The 18,383-nt window shown below is 42.4% G+C and carries 11 protein-coding genes, 1 tRNA gene and 1 pseudogene; 10 read left to right on the top strand and 3 right to left on the bottom strand.

Going from position 1 to position 18,383, the window contains the following annotated elements; all coding sequences use genetic code 11:
• Window positions 1-6 precede the first annotated feature (6 nt).
• Together G494_RS0113740 and G494_RS0113745 are read right to left on the bottom strand one after the other, a co-directional pair.
• Window positions 7-966 carry an ABC transporter permease gene (locus G494_RS0113740; protein ID WP_028585008.1) on the bottom strand — a complete coding sequence of 320 codons (960 nt, stop codon included), beginning with the start codon at window positions 964-966 and terminating at the stop codon, window positions 7-9.
• A gap of 1 nt (window position 967) precedes the next feature.
• The gene (locus tag G494_RS0113745) at window positions 968-1,741 is read right to left on the bottom strand and encodes an ATP-binding cassette domain-containing protein (protein WP_028585009.1); all 774 of its coding nucleotides are present in this window, start codon (window positions 1,739-1,741) and stop codon (window positions 968-970) included.
• A gap of 362 nt (window positions 1,742-2,103) precedes the next feature.
• Between G494_RS0113745 and G494_RS0113750 the strand changes: the two genes are divergently transcribed.
• The 10 genes from G494_RS0113750 (at window position 2,104) to G494_RS0113805 (ending at window position 17,645) form a co-directional block, all read left to right on the top strand.
• A tRNA-Leu gene (locus G494_RS0113750) sits at window positions 2,104-2,190 on the top strand.
• A 195-nt stretch (window positions 2,191-2,385) separates the two neighbouring features.
• The gene (locus tag G494_RS23540) at window positions 2,386-3,594 is read left to right on the top strand and encodes a tyrosine-type recombinase/integrase (RefSeq protein ID WP_035246606.1); all 1,209 of its coding nucleotides are present in this window, start codon (window positions 2,386-2,388) and stop codon (window positions 3,592-3,594) included.
• A gap of 2 nt (window positions 3,595-3,596) precedes the next feature.
• Window positions 3,597-4,304, top strand: a complete 708-nt coding sequence (locus tag G494_RS0113760; RefSeq protein WP_028585011.1) for a hypothetical protein — start codon at window positions 3,597-3,599, stop codon at window positions 4,302-4,304.
• A gap of 228 nt (window positions 4,305-4,532) precedes the next feature.
• The gene (locus tag G494_RS26245; RefSeq protein ID WP_084456837.1) at window positions 4,533-4,832 is read left to right on the top strand and encodes a helix-turn-helix transcriptional regulator; all 300 of its coding nucleotides are present in this window, start codon (window positions 4,533-4,535) and stop codon (window positions 4,830-4,832) included.
• Window positions 4,820-6,340: a hypothetical protein gene (locus G494_RS0113770; protein ID WP_028585012.1), complete on the top strand. Its 1,521-nt coding sequence runs from the start codon at window positions 4,820-4,822 to the stop codon at window positions 6,338-6,340. Before G494_RS26245 ends, G494_RS0113770 begins: the two co-directional genes overlap by 13 nt.
• Window positions 6,341-6,812: 472 nt before the next feature.
• On the top strand, window positions 6,813-9,548 hold the full coding sequence (locus G494_RS0113775; protein WP_028585013.1) for a class I SAM-dependent DNA methyltransferase: 2,736 nt from the start codon (window positions 6,813-6,815) through the stop codon (window positions 9,546-9,548).
• Window positions 9,541-10,779: a restriction endonuclease subunit S gene (locus tag G494_RS26250; protein WP_161629995.1), complete on the top strand. Its 1,239-nt coding sequence runs from the start codon at window positions 9,541-9,543 to the stop codon at window positions 10,777-10,779. The genes G494_RS0113775 and G494_RS26250 overlap by 8 nt, the downstream gene beginning before the upstream one ends.
• Window positions 10,780-10,789: 10 nt before the next feature.
• Complete coding sequence (locus G494_RS0113790; RefSeq protein ID WP_028585015.1) at window positions 10,790-14,044, top strand: type I restriction endonuclease subunit R; 3,255 nt, start codon at window positions 10,790-10,792, stop codon at window positions 14,042-14,044.
• Window positions 14,041-14,748 (top strand): M48 family metallopeptidase, encoded by a 708-nt coding sequence (locus G494_RS0113795; RefSeq protein ID WP_028585016.1) that lies wholly within the window; start codon window positions 14,041-14,043, stop codon window positions 14,746-14,748. Before G494_RS0113790 ends, G494_RS0113795 begins: the two co-directional genes overlap by 4 nt.
• 332 nt (window positions 14,749-15,080) lie before the next feature.
• Complete coding sequence (locus G494_RS0113805; protein WP_084456841.1) at window positions 15,081-17,645, top strand: helicase C-terminal domain-containing protein; 2,565 nt, start codon at window positions 15,081-15,083, stop codon at window positions 17,643-17,645.
• Window positions 17,646-18,128: 483 nt separating this feature from the next.
• Here G494_RS0113805 and G494_RS26255 read toward each other — a convergent pair.
• Window positions 18,129-18,341: pseudogene (locus G494_RS26255) on the bottom strand (transposase domain-containing protein); the annotation flags it as partial.
• Window positions 18,342-18,383: the final 42 nt, after the last annotated feature.

Here is an 18,383-nt window from a genome sequence, read left to right on the forward strand (position 1 = left end):
GCCTTATTATTGTCGTTTTGTCTTGAAGGCCAGCGCATAGAGCGAAACAGAGATCACAATGACCAGGCCATGCACAAGCCTCGTCCAGTAGCCGGAGAGACCGGAACTGATAATGCCTGCCTCAAGTATGCCTATGATGATCGAGCCGATCATTGTGCCAAAAATCGTCCCCTGGCCCCCAAATACGGAGGTGCCACCAAGGAAAATGGCGGCAAAGACCAACAACAGATACCCCTCGCCTTGAGTAGGCCACCAGTTTGCCATTTCAAGGCAGATCATGACGGATGCGAGGGCGCTGATAACTCCCATAAGAATAAAAAGCAAAACCCTGACGCGATCGGTTCGCACCCCCATCATCCTTGCAGTGCTGATGTCATCTCCGATAAATCGAAGGTCATCTCCAAAGGTATGCCTGTTGAGAAGCAACCAGAAAAAGATAGCAACAGTAAGGCACCAGACCGTCTGCATGGGGATCCAGTCGAAAAGCCTGCCGACCATTATATGATGAAAGGTACTGCTCCGTAATTCCGTCAGGTTGAGGGCCAGGCCATCTGCCAGCAGGGTCGACAAGCCGCGCCAGAAAAACTGTGTCCCTATGGTTGCGATTATGGACGGAACTCCAAGGTGAACCACGATAATGCCGTTGCACAGGCCGGCAAACGCCCCGGTTGCAAGGGCAGCGAACAGGCCGACTAGAGGACTTCCCGTGGTCTGCGATACTGCGGCAAAACTCAAGCCGGAGATAACCATCACAGAGGGAAACGATAGATCCAACTCCCCGGCAACGATGAGGAAGGTGAGGCCAAGGGCGAGAAGGGCAGGAAAAGGTATGGTGGACATGAAGGCGACATAGATACGCCTGTGGAGAAAAGTTTGGGGGCTGAAAAAGGTGAACAGGCCAAGGAGGCCAACGAGCAGCAGGAGAATCCCTAATTGCAAACGATATTTGAATACAAACTGTGCCATGCTATTGGTTCTCACGGCCGGGTACAGGAGTCATCGAAAGTTGCTCGACGGTGGTGAACAGTTGAGCAAGACTCATTGCATCTCTTCTGCATTCATGAACAATCATTCCCCTGTCGATGAAGACGAAGCGGTCGGCGACCTCATGGACATGATGGAGGTTGTGGGAGACAAACAGGGCAGAGCGTCCTTTCTCAGGGATCGAACGGATGAAGTTGAGCACCATGGCCACCTCCTTGACCGCCAGGGCAGTGGTGGGTTCATCGAGAATCGTAAGTGCAGAGTTGAAATGCATTGCCCGACTGATTGCGAGCCCTTGTCGCTCGCCTCCGGAAAGGGTGCAGACCAGGGCATCGGCTGAAATGCCAACACCCTTTAAGCCAATACTGTTCTTGAGCATTGCCAGTGTCAGTGCCTTCTCTTCTTTGACTCTGATAAAGCCAAAGGAGTTTTTTAAATGGCGACCAACAAAAACGTTGCGCCATAGTGGTTGCTTTTCTCCCAAGGAACGTTCCTGGTAGACGGTTTCAATCCCAAGGGCGCGTGCTGTACGTACAGAGTAGCGTTTCAAGTTGACTTGCTTTCCAGCTATTTGTAGTGAGCCGGAATCCGGCCGAAACAGTCCTGCGAGAATTTTAATGACCGTCGATTTGCCAGCACCGTTATCTCCGATCAGTGCAACCACTTCGCCTTTTTTTATGGAGAAGTTGATGTTAGACAGAGCTCTTATTGGTCCAAAAGACTTGTTGAGTGACGTCGCTTTTAGAATGGTATCCATGGGAGATGAATGATCGGCCAATATCGGCTAATAGCTGTTGTTGTGAAAAAGTGAATCGTGAAGTTGGACAGGCAGGCCAACGAGTACTCTGTAAAGGTAGAAAAAACAAATAGATAATACATATGGCTCGAGGTGGTCGGATAGGTAAATTCTATTCTTCAGATCGGTTATCTCGAGAAACAGTGGTGGTGACCAGAATGGTGGCTAAAGGTTTTGGCCCTTACTCGAAGGTCATCGTCCTGTTTTTCCAAGGGTATTCTGGGATGTGGACAGGGCAAGGTCTTGCTGCTTGACCAGGGGAGCTAAGGAGTCCACCTTTTCTCTTGACGAAAAAGAGGGGATTTGGGTATATACGAGCCTACGCCGGAGTGGTGAAACTGGTAGACGCACTGGACTCAAAATCCAGCGGGCTTACGCTCGTGTCGGTTCGATTCCGACCTCCGGCACCATCAAATAATCCAGGAAGATCCTGTTAGATTCTTTTTAGCCTCGAAACCTGTCGGTTTTGGGGCTTTTTTATTGCCTTTATGTCCGTTATCGTCCGATAGCAACCGAAAAAATCCTTTGATCAATGTGTGTATCTGTGTGTATATTTAAAATGAAAGACGAACTGATTCATATCAATACACACACGTGGCGTAAAAATGTCAAAACTTACAGTGCTTGAAGTTCGTAGCAGAAAAGAGCCTGGCCGATTGGCTGATGGTAATGGGCTTTCATTTGAAATTCTCCAATCTGGTGTGAAACGCTGGCTATACCGTTTCAGGATCAGTGGAGAGCAACAAATGCATATCATTGGTCGATATCCAGATCTCTCCCTTGCAGAAGCTAGAGAAGCACGCAGGGCTGCAGAAGTCCTTGTAAAGGACGGGATTAATCCAAACCATCAGCGAAAAAAAACTAAACAGGCGAATAGGGAAAAAGAACTGGTTGAAAAGCGGAAAAGGGCCATATCTTTTGAGTTTGTTGCTTTAGAATGGATAGAGCAACAAAAAGGTCGTTGGAGTCATGATCATGCTGTTGCAGTTCTTGGGACTTTAAAAAATGACGTTTTTGGCTCCTTCGGTGATAAAGCCATTGATTCCATTACTCCACCAGAAGTTCTGAAAATATTAAGAAGGATTGAAAACCGTGGTAGTTTGGAAATCGCTCGGAAAGTTTTGCAGAGGATAAATGCGGTTTTTCGTTATGCAGTACAAACAGGGGTAGCGACTTACAATCCTGCTGCAGATATGCAAGGTGTTTTGAAAGCTAAAGCTGTTAATCATATGCCTGCTGTCTTCGCCAAAGAATTAGGCCAACTCCTCAAAGATATTAATGCCAGCGAGAGCATTCATATTACAACTAAACTGGCATTGCAATTTACATCACTTACAGCATGCAGATCTAGTGAAGTTCGAGGAGCACGATGGGTAGAGGTTAACCTTGAAGAAAAAATTTGGGAAATTCCTGCTGAGCGCATGAAAATGCGTAGGCCACATATTGTCACACTATCAACTCAAGCAATTGCAGTTATAGAGAGAGCAGGAAAATTGTGGGGGCAGGATGGACTAATTTTTCCAAGTGTACGTGATGAGAATAAGCCAATGAGTGATAATGCTATGTCAAAAGCTCTCAGAGATATGGGATATAGAGGTAAGGCAACTCCTCATGGATTCCGAGCATCATTTTCCTCAACCGCCTACGAGAGTTCTCTTTTTGCTAGCGAAGTTATTGAAAAAGCTCTTGCACATGAAGAAAAGAACAAAATCAAAGGTGCGTATAATAGAAGTGAGTATATTGAGCAAAGACGTGAATTGCTGCAGTGGTGGGCAGATTGCCTTGATGATTTAAGAGATAGTATCGAGGAGTAAGAATGCTTCAACATAAGAAAAATGATTCTTGGATAAAACCGAAGTACGTCCCTGCAGATGCGTTGGTAAGATACTGGTGTGGTGATGAAGGATCTTGTTTAGAACTCTTGAAGTCAGAGCTTTTTCAGGCATGCAAAGATGGCCATGTGGAATATCGCATGAAAGAGCAAAAGTTGAACTACCCTGTAGAAATCCTATTTGCAGAGAGTAATTTGTACATTCATCTTGAATCCTTTGACAAATGGGCAGCAGGTAATGCAGGCGAAAAAGAGGAAGTGAAAGCTCAAGATGAAGAGTTAGATTGCCACGAGGCTAATGGAATTGATGAAGAGGCTTTAGCTGAGAAACATAGAGAATTTCAAGAATTGATTGATCAGCCTTTATCTGAGGAGGATAAAGTAAAATTTGGGATTGTGAGTGTTAAGGCAAAACACGAGGAACAGGAACCTGATGAGGATGATTCTTACAGTCCAGAAACTTATGAATATGTCATTGCAACATTGGATGTATGCCTGATGGGTAGGTTTAAGGACAAAAATTTCAAAACAGATAAAGACCTGCGAAAGTTTATAAGTGATGTCTATGGTGAACTGAATGGGATATCTGTATCAAATTTGAACCATGTGATCGCTGATTCTAGAAAAAGATTAAAAAGAAATTATGATCCGAAAGAAAATGAAAAAGAAGTTCTTGAAAGATATAAAATGTGAGATGTAAGCTCTCTAACTCTTCTGCAACCAATTCCTTCAACAATCGTTTCTCATTCTTCGTAGTTCTCCCACACAGCAGAAAAAGCATTTCTTGCATTTGCAATTGCAGCTGCAACGTTTCCTTTCCTCGCTTCGGGTATAGTTTTCCCCATACTCAGTTACAAAAATCTTTCCACTGATGGAGGTGATTATGATGTGATTGGCAATTTTTTAAAGAAGGAGAACACTATGCATACAAATAAAGGAGGGCAAAAAACAAGAATATTGCGTTTAACTCAGGTACTGGACAGGGTTGGTTTAAGTAGATCAACTGTGTATGAGCGCATTAAAAAAGGTACGTTCCCAAAACAAATTACTCTTGGTGCGAGGGCAGTCGGCTGGCTAGAGCATGAAATTGATGCATGGCTGCTTGAATGTATTGAAAACAGTGGTTTGTCAAGCGGCAGAGTCTTTACCCACACTATATATACACAGAATGATAGAGCAATAGTCACCAGAGGAGAAGGGAGGCAGTCATGGGAGAACTGATAAGGGAAAGTAGTGGTTGTCAGTGGGGATCAATGAATTTCAGACAGCTTGACCCTAAAACTCCTGATGGTCTTCGTGCTCTAAAATCGCTGATTTGGTGGGAGAATAATCCTAATTATGTGCCTAACTCTCATTTGAGCGAAAGGTTGGAGACAGATTTTCTAAATTACTCATGGAGGTGTGAAGATCCTGTCTTTTGCAAAATAATTGAAGAACTTCTGGAACTAATACCATTCAAGGGCAGCAGTAAGATCGAAGAAAAGAGAAAACACATTGAGGGAATTGTTTCATTTCTTTATCTGAAATATCTCACGAGCACGAAATGGGTTGGATACTGGAGAAAAAAGGCTGCGTATTCACTTCCAAGAGGTAGTGTTTGTAAACGAAGTAGGTACGAAACTGTTACAAATTACTCATATGATTATACAATTACCATTGTGGATTACCTGCATGAAAAGGGATATATCGACATGGAGCTTGGTGAATGGGGTAGAGGGCGTGGCACTGGTAATATTTCAAGGATGAGAGCGACCAGAAAGCTATCTGCATTATTTGAGGGTGTGAATATAAGGACTATATACCCAGCATCAGAAAATATAATCCTGCGAACAGATGATGAAGATACGAGCAGCAAGAAAATAATTGAATACATAGATGATGATTTTACTGTTAGTGCACGTGCAAATGTGAACTTGATTAATGAGGTTTTACGGCAACATTCATATAGCTTGTATCTCCCCGATTATGTACCAAAAGAGACGGTTGATTTTTTGAAAAGAAAGGTCCCGTTTCTTGATCTCACAGACGTGTATTTACGTAGGAAGTTCGTAGATGATTTTGAAAGTGGTGGCAGGTTTTATGGTGGATTCTGGCAGAATTTACCAAATAGAATTATCCCATTCAGAAGCAGGATAAGAATTGACGGTGAGCCTGCAAGCGAAATTGACTACGCAAGTTTTCATGTTGCAATGGCGTACAATATCTTTGAAAAAATGCCGACTCCTAGAGGGGAGTTATATTATATCCCTGGTTTCAGTAATGATAAAAAATGTCGGAAATTTGCCAAGCAGACCTTGTTGCGTACTTTAAACGTGAAGTCACGTGGTGAGTTGAGGAACTCAATCGCTGGTGACATCCTTAAAGGGGAACTTGAACTTCCTGCACAGGTCTGGACGGTTAAGTCATACAAATCTTATAATAGCAATGACATATATATGGTAGATGAGATGGGCTATTTTGAATTTGATGATGTCATTGATCGAGTTCTTTCTCATCATCCAAAACTTGCAGGCACAATGTTCAATCAGATTGGCAGAAAGTTGCAGTTTCTGGACTCTCAGCTAACAGAGAAGATATTGCTCATATTTGCAAAGGAAGGGAAACCCTGTCTTCCAATACATGACAGTTTTGTAGTGAAGCGATCAGATCGTTCTTTGTTGAAGCGTGTCATGATAACCGAATATAAAAAAATGTTTGGCTTTCCCATAAAAGTGGATGTGGAGTTTTAATTATGTGGTAACACGTGATTAATAAAAAAGTTCCCATAGAGTGGAAGGTAGGGAAGAGGAGGAGTTTGGAGTAAGTTATCTTGCTGCGGGATTAAGTAAATTATTGAGATTTTGTATGATGTTTTTAATGGCGCAGCATATAAGAGAACCCCAGAAAAAACTTGGTTGTAGGTAGTTGATTCTTTTGTTCTGTTCAATTCTTTCGGGGGTAATAATACAAGTAACATCTTAATATTGTATTTAATTACCCCCCTTCTTCTCTATTCCCACTTTATGGGAACTTTTTCCAACTCTACTACGTTGTGGTGTCCTTTTGCTGGACGCCCTGTTTGCATGATTTAGTTCATGTGATTGTTTTTTCGCCAAAGTTTGGGACGCCTATCATATTTAGGTGCAGAAATTAAAGAACAACCGTAATATGTCCCATAAATTACGTGGTTTATTCAAATATCTTAAAGGTACTGATTATATAATGGCAACGACAAAACTTACACTTGCACGTCTGGAAAACCTCCTGCTTACGGCTTGCGATGATCTGCGTGGCAGCATGGATGCCAGCGAATACAAAGAATATATTTTCGGCATGTTGTTCTTGAAGCGTGCCAGTGATCTTTTCGACCAGAGGCAGGTAGAGCTAACTGCGGAGTGGAAGGCTCAAGGTATGGCTGAAGAGGACATAGCTGAGCAGTTAAAAGAGCATGATCATTACTCTGGAAAATATTTTTACGTTCCTAAACGGGCACGTTGGAATCAGGGGTGGGATGAAGAGGTTGTAAAAGATGGAGAAACCGAGATCATTCATCATCCTGCATTAAAGCACGTGAAGGAGAATGTTGGTACTGCATTGAATAAGGCTCTTGAAGCCATAGAAGATGCTAATGTGGATGCTTTGGAGGATGTTCTGAAGGGAATCAACTTCAACCGCAAGATCGGGCAGAGAACGCTGGATGATGACACTCTGGCCGATTTTATCCAGAACTTTGAAAAGATCCCTCTTCGAGATGAGGACTTTGAATTCCCTGATTTGCTTGGTGCTGCATATGAATGGCTGATTAAATATTTTGCAGATTCTGCAGGTAAGAAGGCAGGAGAGTTCTACACTCCTGCAGAGGTTGTACGTATCTGTGTTGAGATCTGTGATCCTCAGGCTGGGATGAGTATTTATGATCCTACTGTAGGATCTGGTGGCATGCTGATACAAACACGTGATTATTTACGTGAGTCAGGTGGAGATGCTGGTGAACTTTCACTGAATGGACAGGAAAAGTATGGCACTACATGGTCCATCTGTAAAATGAACATGCTGTTGCATGGCATATCACATGCTGATATTCGGCAGGAAGACACTATACGAGAACCGCAGCATTTAGCTGAGAATAACGAGTTGAAACGGTTTGACAGGGTTTTGGCCAATCCCCCTTTTAGTCAAAATTACATTAAGAAAGATCTGAAATTTCCAGGTCGTTTTCCAGTGATGATGCCAGAGAAGGGGAAGAAAGCAGACCTGATGTTTGTTCAGCATATGCTTTCTGTACTAAAACATGATGGTCGTTTGGCAACTGTTATGCCTCATGGTGTGCTCTTTCGTGGTGGAGAAGAACGGCTTGCAAGGGAGTATTTTATCAAGAAAGGGTATTTGGAAGCCATCATTGGCCTGCCAAGCAATCTTTTTTATGGAACAGGTATTCCCGCCTGTATTTTGGTATTAAACAAACATGGGGCAGCTGAGCGTGAGCATGTACTGTTTATAAATGCAGACAGAGAATATCGGGAGGGTAAGGCTCAGAATCATATACGCCCTGAAGATATTGATAAGATAGTCAATGCATATCGAAAAGGTGCAGATATCCCAAAATATGCACGAAAAGTTCTAGCAACAGAGATAGAAGCAGAAGATTTCAACTGCAATATTCGCAGGTATGTGGATAACGCACCACCTCCTGAACCTCATGATGTACGTGCTCATCTGCATGGAGGTGTTCCAGTTGTCGAAATAGAGTCACTTAGCCATTTCTGGAATAACTATGATGGGCTGCAGCAGGATTGTTTCGTTCCTCGTGATGAAGTGTATATGGATATTGCCGATTCCATTGCTGAGAAGCGGGATATCGCTGATTTTGTTACCAACCATGTAGGTGTAATTACACGCCATGAAGCGTTTATAGAACAGCTTGAAGGGTGGTGGCAGAGTAACTTGCCTATTATTGAGGCACTTGCCCATGATCCAGAAAACCAGCATGAAAATGCAGGCAATGTCTATGTAATGAAAAGCAGTCTCTTGCAGAGCATTGCAGAAGAGTTTATTGGGCAGGATCTCCTGACTCCATTTCAGATCCGTGGGGCATTTGCAAAGTATGTGGATACGCTCAAGGCAGATTTCAAATCAATTGCTGCAAGTGGTTGGGGTCCAGAACTGATTCCAGATGATGATATCCTGCAAAGCCAGTTTCCAGAGGTGTTGGAAGAAATGGAACAGGCAAAGGTTCGGTTATCAGAGCTACAAGCATTGTTTAGTGCTGCAGGAGAAGAAGACTTTGAGGATACCGAGGATACAGGTGTTTTACCTGCAGATGAGGTGAAGAGTAAGAAGGAGGAACTCAAGGATCAGAATGCTCTGTGGAAAGCAGAATTGAAAGAATTGAAAGCTTTGGCAGGAAATATTTTTGCAGAAATTAAAGCAGCAGGCATTTTGCCTAAAGGTGAAAAGAAAGGCTTTTACTGCACTGAAGGTTTGACTCAGAACTTGGCGCAGTTTGAAAATGGTAATCGCATATTGGAATTGGCAAATCAGTTAAATCATCACTCTGATTATGCAATGGAACTACTTGGAGCAATTGAAAGGGGTGAGATGGCAAGAGGTGTTGCTGGAAATATTGAAAAAAGTCTAGCTCGCCATAAGTCACTAGAAGATGAGGTCAAAGCCTTAAAAGTCAGCATTAAAGGTGTTGAGCAAAAACGTGATGAATTGGTTGAAAGTGCGAGGGATAAAATATCAGCCAATGAGGCACGTGTTGTGATTATTGAGCGTCTTCGAAATGTTTTGATGAGAACGTATCAAGCATATCTTCGTGCAGATCAGCGAGCCTGCATCAAAGCCATTGAAAATTTGTGTAATAAATATGCAATGACTGCCAAGGAGATTGCAGCAGATCGAGATGCTGCATCGAAGCAGCTCGAAGAGTTTTTGGTGGAGTTGGGATATGAGTGAACACATGAGCTGTATTAGCTTAGGGGCATTAGCAGAAATTACAATGGGTCAATCGCCAAGTTCGAGTTCTCATAATTTGGATGAGCGAGGATTGCCCTTTTTGCAAGGTTGTGCAGAGTTTGAGGTTCGTTATCCCAAACCACAACAGCATTGTTATCCACCATTAAGAATTGCAAGAAAGGGTTCTATTTTAATTAGTGTGCGTGCACCTGTGGGTAAGATGAACTTAAGTGATCAAGACTACTGTATAGGGCGTGGTCTTGGGGCGATTATGGCAAAATCGGATGCTGCGACCAGTCTCTTTCTTAAGTATGCATTAGATCACAATATGAATTTCCTGAATCGTTGGAGTCAAGGTACAACGTTTCTGGCTATCAGTAAAAGTGATTTATACAAATTTCCTGTTCCGAAGTTTCCATTTGTGAAGCAGGAGAAAATTGCCGCAATCTTAAATAACATTGACTGCACAATTGAGCGCACAGAATCACTAATCCACAAATACCAGCAGATCAAAGTAGGTTTAATGAACGACTTGTTTACTCGTGGTGTTACTGCAGGTGGAAACCTGCGCCAACCAAGAGAGCAAGCTCCTGAGTTGTATAAAGAAACCCATGTAGGGTGGATTCCAAGAGAATGGGATTGGAAGAGATGTGATGAGATTTGTGATCGCATATGTGTAGGTATTGTTATACGACCAGCAGATTATTATGTGACTGACGGTGTGCCTACTTTTCGTTCAGCCAACGTACGTGAAGAAGGCGTGGATGAAAGCGATTTTGTTTTTATTTCTCAGTATTCCAACCAATTGCTGCATAAAAGCCAGATACATTTTGGTGATATACTTACAGTGCGGACTGGTTATCCTGGCACTAGCGTAGTTGTTCCAGAAGAATATGATAAATGTAATTGCGTTGATATTCTGATATCTCGACCTTCAGGTTTGATTGATCCTGATTTTCTTTGTTATTGGGTAAATTCATCATATGGAAAAGGTCAGGTATTGCGAAAACAAGGTGGATTAGCACAGCAGCATTTTAATGTAGGTGAAATGAAAGACCTTATTTCTGTACTCCCTGAAAAAGATGAGCAATTAAGGATTGTTGAGCGATTGCGAGGTGTTGATTTGAAAATTCGTACAGAAAAGGAATTGCTAAGAAAATACCAACTTCAAAAGTTTGGCCTCATGCAAGATCTATTAACAGGAAAGGTTCAGGTCAAAGTTGACCAGTAGGAAATAGAGCATGTCAGAGTATACCGAAGTCGAACTACCATTTCTGGGAGAGTTACAATCACTGGGGTGGACTTCCATTGATCAGGGGGCAGAGATCCCTCAAGATCCAATAAAGAGTCTTCGTCAAACTTTTCGGCAGTGGTTGCTGCCAGATGTTTTTGTTAAAGCTGTTGCAGGTATCAATAGAACATCTACTGGAGAGTCTTGGCTTACCAGCAAGCAATTGCAGGATTTGCAGGATCAAATTCTACGTCAGCCCAATAAAACTCTATTGGAAGCAAATGAATCCATCCAGAAGCTGATTTTTAAAGCACAGGTTGACTGCAATGAAATCACTGGAGAACAAGACCCTGTTGTAAAGCTGATCGACTTTGAGAACCCCGAAAATAACCAGTTCCATGCAATAAACCAGTTTCGTGTAGATACACCTGGTTGTGTAAAACAATTCATCATCCCTGATATTGTCTTGTTCGTGAATGGTATTCCACTTGCTGTTGTCGAATGTAAGAAAGGTGGGCCAACCTGTGCTAATCCCATGCCTGAGGCATTTGAGCAGTTGCAGCGATATATGAATAGGCGTAAGGCTACTGAACAACAGGGATTAAAAGAAGGAGAACCACGATTATTTCATACAGCTTTATTGCTCATTCGTTCATGTGGCCTTGAAGCAGATTTTGGCACCATAACCTCTGGAGAGGAGCATTTCTTCCCTTGGAAAACGCAGTGGCCCAATGAAGATGCTACTGCAGAAGGTATGAACCAGCAGCAGCAACTTATTGCAGGCATGTTGAATAAGAAGAGCCTGTTACAGATATTGCGTACCTCTACTGTGTTCATGGATACGGATAATGGGGCACGTATAAAAGTGGTTTGCAGGTATCAACAATTCAGGGCAGCAGGAAAGATCTGTGAACAGCTGCGAAGAGGAGAAAATGCACTGCAGCGTAGTGGTGTAGTCTGGCATACACAAGGATCTGGCAAGTCGTTAACAATGGTATTTGTGGCACGAATGATTCGTGCATCAAAAGATTTAAACGACTTCAAAATTGTCCTTATTAATGACCGTATTGATCTGGAAGATCAGCTTGGAAAAACTGCAACGCTTATAGGCGGCCGAGTAAATGTTATTGGCAATAGTGCCAGTCTGCGCACAGAACTGAGTACCGACACCTCTGATATCAATATGGTGATGGTGCATAAATTCCAGCAACGGGAGGAGAGTTTAAGTCTGCAGCTTGCAGAGGCACTTGGAACGTATCAGGCAATGCCATCTGGTAAAACTTTTGGCGTAGTGAATACCTCTGATCGAATCCTGTTGATGATTGATGAAGCTCATAGAACACAAGGTTCTGATCTTGGCGATAATATCTTTGAAGCCTTTCCAAATGCTGCACGGATCGCATTCACAGGTACGCCACTGATTACTGAACGCCATGGCATGAAAAGAACACATAAGCGTTTCGGTCAGTATATTGATACATACCGCCTTATGGATGCCGTTAATGATGGTGCCACCTTGCAGATCCTTTATGAAGGCAAGACTGCAGATGCTGCATTAACAGACAAGCATGCCTTTGAAACTGCCTTTGAAGACATATTTCGGGATCGGAGTGAAGAGGACATCCTTGCCATTAAAAAGAAATATGGCGCAACTGGTGATATTCTGGAATCAGAGCAACGTATTAATGCCATTGGAAAAGATATGGTTGATCACTATATCAGCAACATATTGCCAAATGGTTTTAAGGCACAGATAGTCTGCCATTCAAAACTTGCTGCCATACGATATCAATCTGCCATTGAAGATGCTTTGCAGGAGAGAATAGAACTTGAAAAGGCAGCTTCAGAGCCAGATCTGGATCTGGTTGAAAAACTATCATTTTTAAAAGCTGCAGTAATCATCTCAGGTGACGGCACCAATGAAGCTGCCTATATCACCAATGTTCGCAGGCAAGCCAGAGCATGGAATGCCAAGGAAAACTTCTGTAAGCCTTTTGATTTTGATGATCCAGACAAAGAAGAGACTGGAATTGCCTTTCTCATTGTATGCGATATGCTCCTTACTGGATTTGATGCTCCAATTGAACAGGTGATGTATATAGATAAAAAAATACGTGAGCATACCCTGCTGCAGGCAATTGCCAGAACAAACCGTGTGGCCAAGGGTAAGAAGCGTGGGTACATCGTTGATTATATCGGTCTATCCAATCACCTGACTAATGCTTTGACTATTTATGCAGCAACTGATGAGCAGGCAGAGCTTGCAGATGGTTTAAAAAGCATCACTTCAGAAGTCCCTGTGCTGGAAGAGCGATATCAGAGGCTTCTGCAGCTCTTTGCAATGCATAAGGTGAAGGATGTCGAAGCCTTTGTGCAGGGTACATTGCCAAATATTGAAGCTGATGCTGTAGTTGTTCATGCAGCGGTAAATTTGTTGAAGGATGAGAAGCTGCGAGCTGATTTTGATGTGTATCTGAAAAAGTTCCTGATGAGTATGGATATCGTTTTGCCTAATGAGGCTGCTGGTCCATATCGAGTACCTGCAAGGAGATTTGGGTATATTCTGCGAGTAACCAAAGAGCGGTATAAAGATGCAAGTCTGAGCCTTGGTAATGCAGGAGAGAAAGTTAAAGACCTGATTAATGCCCATCTGATCAGCTTGGGCATCAATCCAAAAGTTCCACCTGTAGAATTGCTTGCTGATGATTTTCTGGAAAAACTCCAACAACATGCAGGAGATAATCTTGAAGCCAAAGCCAGTGAGATGGAGCACGCCATTCGTAAACATTGCACTGTCCACCATGACGAAGATCCAGCTTTCTACAAAAGCCTATCTGAAAAGGTAGATAATCTAATTGACCAGTATCAGGATAATTGGAAGGTGCTGGCAGAAGAGCTTGAAAAACTGCGTACAGTCGCTACAGAAGGGCGTAAAGAAGGCAAAGAGGGGATGAGTAAAGAGGCAACTACTTTCTTTGATCACATCGCAAATGAGGCGTTTGCAGACGGTAAAGTGCCAAGTGCAGAAAAAACGAAGATGAAGGATTTGATGGAATCAATTGTTGAGACATTACAGGAAAGTATCGGCAGTATTGATTTCTGGAATAACAGTGATAAACAAAAGCAAACTCGCAGTAAAATAAAGACTGCCTTGACTTTAACAGGGATTGCTCAGTTAAAGGAGAATCGTGAACGAGTTGCAGTGGAAGTGATGAAGTTGGCCAAGAATCGGCATGATGAATTACTAAATGGTGGAAAGAAGTGATAGCCAGACGTGTTAAAGATATTGATTATGTACTGCTTCCAGGTGCAGACAGGAAGACCACAGATATTGTCATTGAGCGTAATGGAGAAGTTACCGTACGCCCACCTAAAGGGGTTACTCCTGAAAAGGTGGATGCTGTTGTGGAAAGCAAGCGTATGTGGATATACAAGAATTTGGCTGAATGGCGTGATCTGAATGCAACTGCTGTTGTACGTGAATGGGTAAATGGAGAATCGTTTCTGTATCTGGGGCGCAGTTACCGCCTCTCACTGGTTGCAGATCAGGACGTTGACTTGAAGCTGCTGGAAGGCAGGTTCTGCTTGAAGCGTTCATTGATTGATGCAGGTGGTGAGGCTGCAGCAAAGGCAGCATTTGAAGCCTTCTACATTGAAAAGGGTGTAAGTCGTATTAGTAAGCGAATTGAACATTTTGCTTCCAAGGTAGGTGTTAAGCCAACAGGTTTAAAGGTGAAGGATATCGGTTATCGCTGGGCATCCTGTACAAAGAGCAATATGTTGCAATTCCATTGGAAGTGCATGATGGCTCCTGCAAAGATCATTGATTACATGGTGGTTCATGAACTCTGTCACATCCACCATAGAAATCATAATGATGCATTCTGGAATGAGGTAGACAAGGTGATGCCTGATTTCAATGAGCGTAAGGTGTGGTTGAAGAAGTATGGTGCAGGGTTGGATCTGTAGGGTTGAATTGTACCTTGTTTCGGTGAAGGTGTTTTACAAAAATGTAATAAATTTGAACGATAATTATTTACTTGCCCATGAACAAAGGGATACCGAAGACACCTATAGTATATCTATGAGCGACTTGAAAAAACTTCGATAGGAGGCTGGCTGAGAAGGGTACCCCTTTACAGGAGCGCATAATGCTCGTGTCTAATTTGATCTGAAAAAAAATTCGAGAATAAAGTCTCGTGATATAAGAGGCGGCCTTAAATCTGTAGGCTGTGAATAATATATAGAAATCGGAAACGGATTTGAAATAACTTTTAATACCAAAAATCAAGGATTACACCATGAGTAAGAAACGACCGTCATTCAAAAAAATCAAAAAGAAACAGAAGTATGAGACGGTTCAGGACTTATTTTCGAATCTTCCAAATAGGGCTGCAAGTCATGGCTATTTGAGGGTTCCTCAAGGTGATGTTTTAAAAGATTATCATAAGATAAGTCAGCACCCAGACATTGCAATTGAGTTGCCAACAGGAACAGGTAAGACGACTGTTGGCTTACTTATCGCTGAGTGGAGGAGAAAGGTTTCAAATAGTAGAGTTGCTTATCTTACTTTAACTAACCAATTGGCTCGCCAGATAATAAAGGAAGCCGATAATCTTGGTATTGAATATGCAAACTTGATTGGTAATAAAAGCGTTAGGGATCGTGGGGAAGAAGGAAAATATTTGTCAGGTGATGCTATTGGCATATCTACATACTCAAACCTTTTCAACGTCAACCCAGTAATCCAAGAATCAGATGTGTTGATTTTAGATGATGCACATGGTGGTGCCAAACATGTTATTGACATGTGGACAGTCTCCATTAAGAGGAACAAATACAGTCAAATTTATGATGATGTACTGCATGAGTTAAGATCTGGGTTAACTGATTCTCAATATAGAATTGTTTGTGATGAATCTCAGATTAATGCATTTGAGATGGTAGATGTTCATTATCATAAAGAAATTCTTCAAGGGGTATCTTCTTACTTGGATGGTGCTGATACGAGCTATGGAGATATATATTTTCCTTGGTCAGTTATAAAGAACAACCTTCATGCTTGCATTTTTTTAGTATCTTGTTCTGAAATAGTTATTCGACCAATTATTCCTCCAACTCATACCCACGAACCTTTTGCCGATACAACCCAAAGAATTTATATGTCTGCAACTATTGAAGGTGTTGGAGATTTAGAGCGAAGCTATGGAGTTGTAAACATAAAGTCGATAGAGGCTGAGCATGCTGAATGGGGTAAAAGATATATCTTCATCCCAGATCTTTATATGGAAGAGGATGCAACCAGCGAACTAATTGATGGCGTTTGGGAGGAAATAAGCGATAAGCGGGCATTGCTGCTTGCACCATCATTTTCAACAGCAGACAAGTATTACCAGTTATTTCAAGATTCAATAGATGATGGTCCAGCCAAATTGACCGCCAAGGATATTGAAGAATCACTTGAGCCATTTACTGAATCTGAAAATACGTTGTTGTGTCTATCTGGGCGGTATGATGGGATTGATTTGCCTGGTGAAGATTGTCGGCTGTTAATCATGGCCGAAACTCCTGCCTCAGTTGGAGCAATGGAATTGCACTTACGCAGTCACTGGAGTCTTGGTCCTGTTTTAAGACGGCTGGAGCGGACAAGGCTGATACAAGGAATGGGGCGGTGTACCAGAGATGCAACCGATTTTGCAGTAATACTCATGTTGGGACAATCTTTGTCAAATAGTTTGACCAATCAAGATTTAACTTCTGGGTTCCCTATGGAAATACAGAAAGAGTTGATTTGGGGTAAGGAGCAAGGGGACGTTGCAAGGGGTGATGTTGAAGACTTGAAGGATATGATTGTAGGGCTTATTGAAGACCCTGAGTATAGGAAAGAGGCCAATCTATCCTTTGAAGATATCGAGTTGAAAGATACTGGTAAAGGTCGCAAAGATTTTGAGGACAGTGGAAAGTTGGAAGTGAAATATTCACGCTCTTTATGGAACGGGGATTTTTCCGATGCTATTGCTAAGGCAGTAAAACTGTCTGATTCAATTATTGATCCTGCATTTTCTGGTTATAAGTCATGGTGGTGTTATTTAGAATCACACGCAGCAAAGCAGCTTGGAAATACTGATGGAGAAATCAAAGCATTAGTTCAGGCCAAAGGAGCAGGTATAAATGCTGGGTGGATCAATAATTTGCTTATAAAAAGAAAGAAAACGTACCATGTGAAAGATGAAAGTGATGCAGCGGATGTGCAGGCCGAACAGGTTTGGAAATGCATTGTGTCCTTGGGTTGGATCGGTCCGAAATTTGGAAGACATGCAACGGCCACTATAGACCAGTTAATGAATTTAAAGGTGCCAAATCAATTTCATATGGGACTTGAGAATATTGGTGTTTTTCTTGGTGCAGAAGCAATTAGATCCGATAATGATGGCGATCCAGATGTGATATGGATTTTTTCGCATGCCAAGAGTTTTACTTTTGAGGCGAAGACCAAAAAAGATTCAGATAGTAAGATTGCAAAAAAGCATGTATTGCAAGCCAAAGGACATGTTGATTGGCTGCATAACGAAAGACCCACTATTCCCAAAGAAGATATAATCCCTTCCATGATTGCACCAAATAATTTACTTCATGACGGTGCGGAACCTCATGTTTCTGATCTATGGTTTATCTCTTCCGAGCGAATACTTGATTTCGGAGAAAAAGTAGTTTCTTTTGTAGGTGAAGCAAGGACAGAATACAAAGGGAAGGAGTATGGCGAAGTGAAGGATGACCTGAAAAAGAGGCTGCAGCTGAATGAGCTTGATGTTGCTTCTATCGAAAAATTTGTAACCTTAGAGCATATGAAAGATGTTGTCTGTTAATGTAGTATAGAACGTCTTTTGCAAAAACATTGAAAGGGGCTGGAGCAGCCCCTAAAAGCGAACGCCTAATGCTTGAATATTATATGGCTTGAAAAAATCTCAACCTACCAAAGACTGTTTTCTGTGTGTACGGAGGTGTGTATTTGATTATGCCGAACTGAAGTGTTGCCAGTATCTATATAATATTACATCAAAATAAATATAATGATGGCTCCGACCTCCGCACCATTGATATTTCAAGGGGTTAGCTCATTGCTAACCCCTTTTTTATTGCACCCTGAACGGGGTCGCAGTTTAACACAATTTAACACCCCTGCAGGATGAGCAAATAATCAGCCAAGCCTGGAGGGAGGAAAATGGTAGGGTTTCAACCCCGTCTATCGAATATTTTACAAAAAAAAGCCCCTGGCCATGATAGCCAGGGGCTTTTTTTATTGTTGGGACCGCTATAACGTAAGCGCCTGCAGAACCGCACCTCGTCACCTAGATTGAAGTATTGCTGATTGCTGCCTTGGCATTCCAGGGGAGCAAGGCTTCATAATCTTCCAGGGATTCAGCCAGCGGTAGGCCCTCGAAAATATGACGAAGATAACTGTAGGGCTCAAGTCCATTTGCTTTGGCTGTTTCAATCAGGCTATACAACGCTGCACTGGCTTCCGCTCCTTCAGGAGTTCCTGAAAAGAGCCAGTTTTTCCTGTTATGCTGAGCTCAGCATAACAGGAATTATGCACAGTTGGC

This window comes from Desulfogranum mediterraneum DSM 13871 (assembly GCF_000429965.1).
Lineage (GTDB): Bacteria > Desulfobacterota > Desulfobulbia > Desulfobulbales > Desulfobulbaceae > Desulfogranum > Desulfogranum mediterraneum.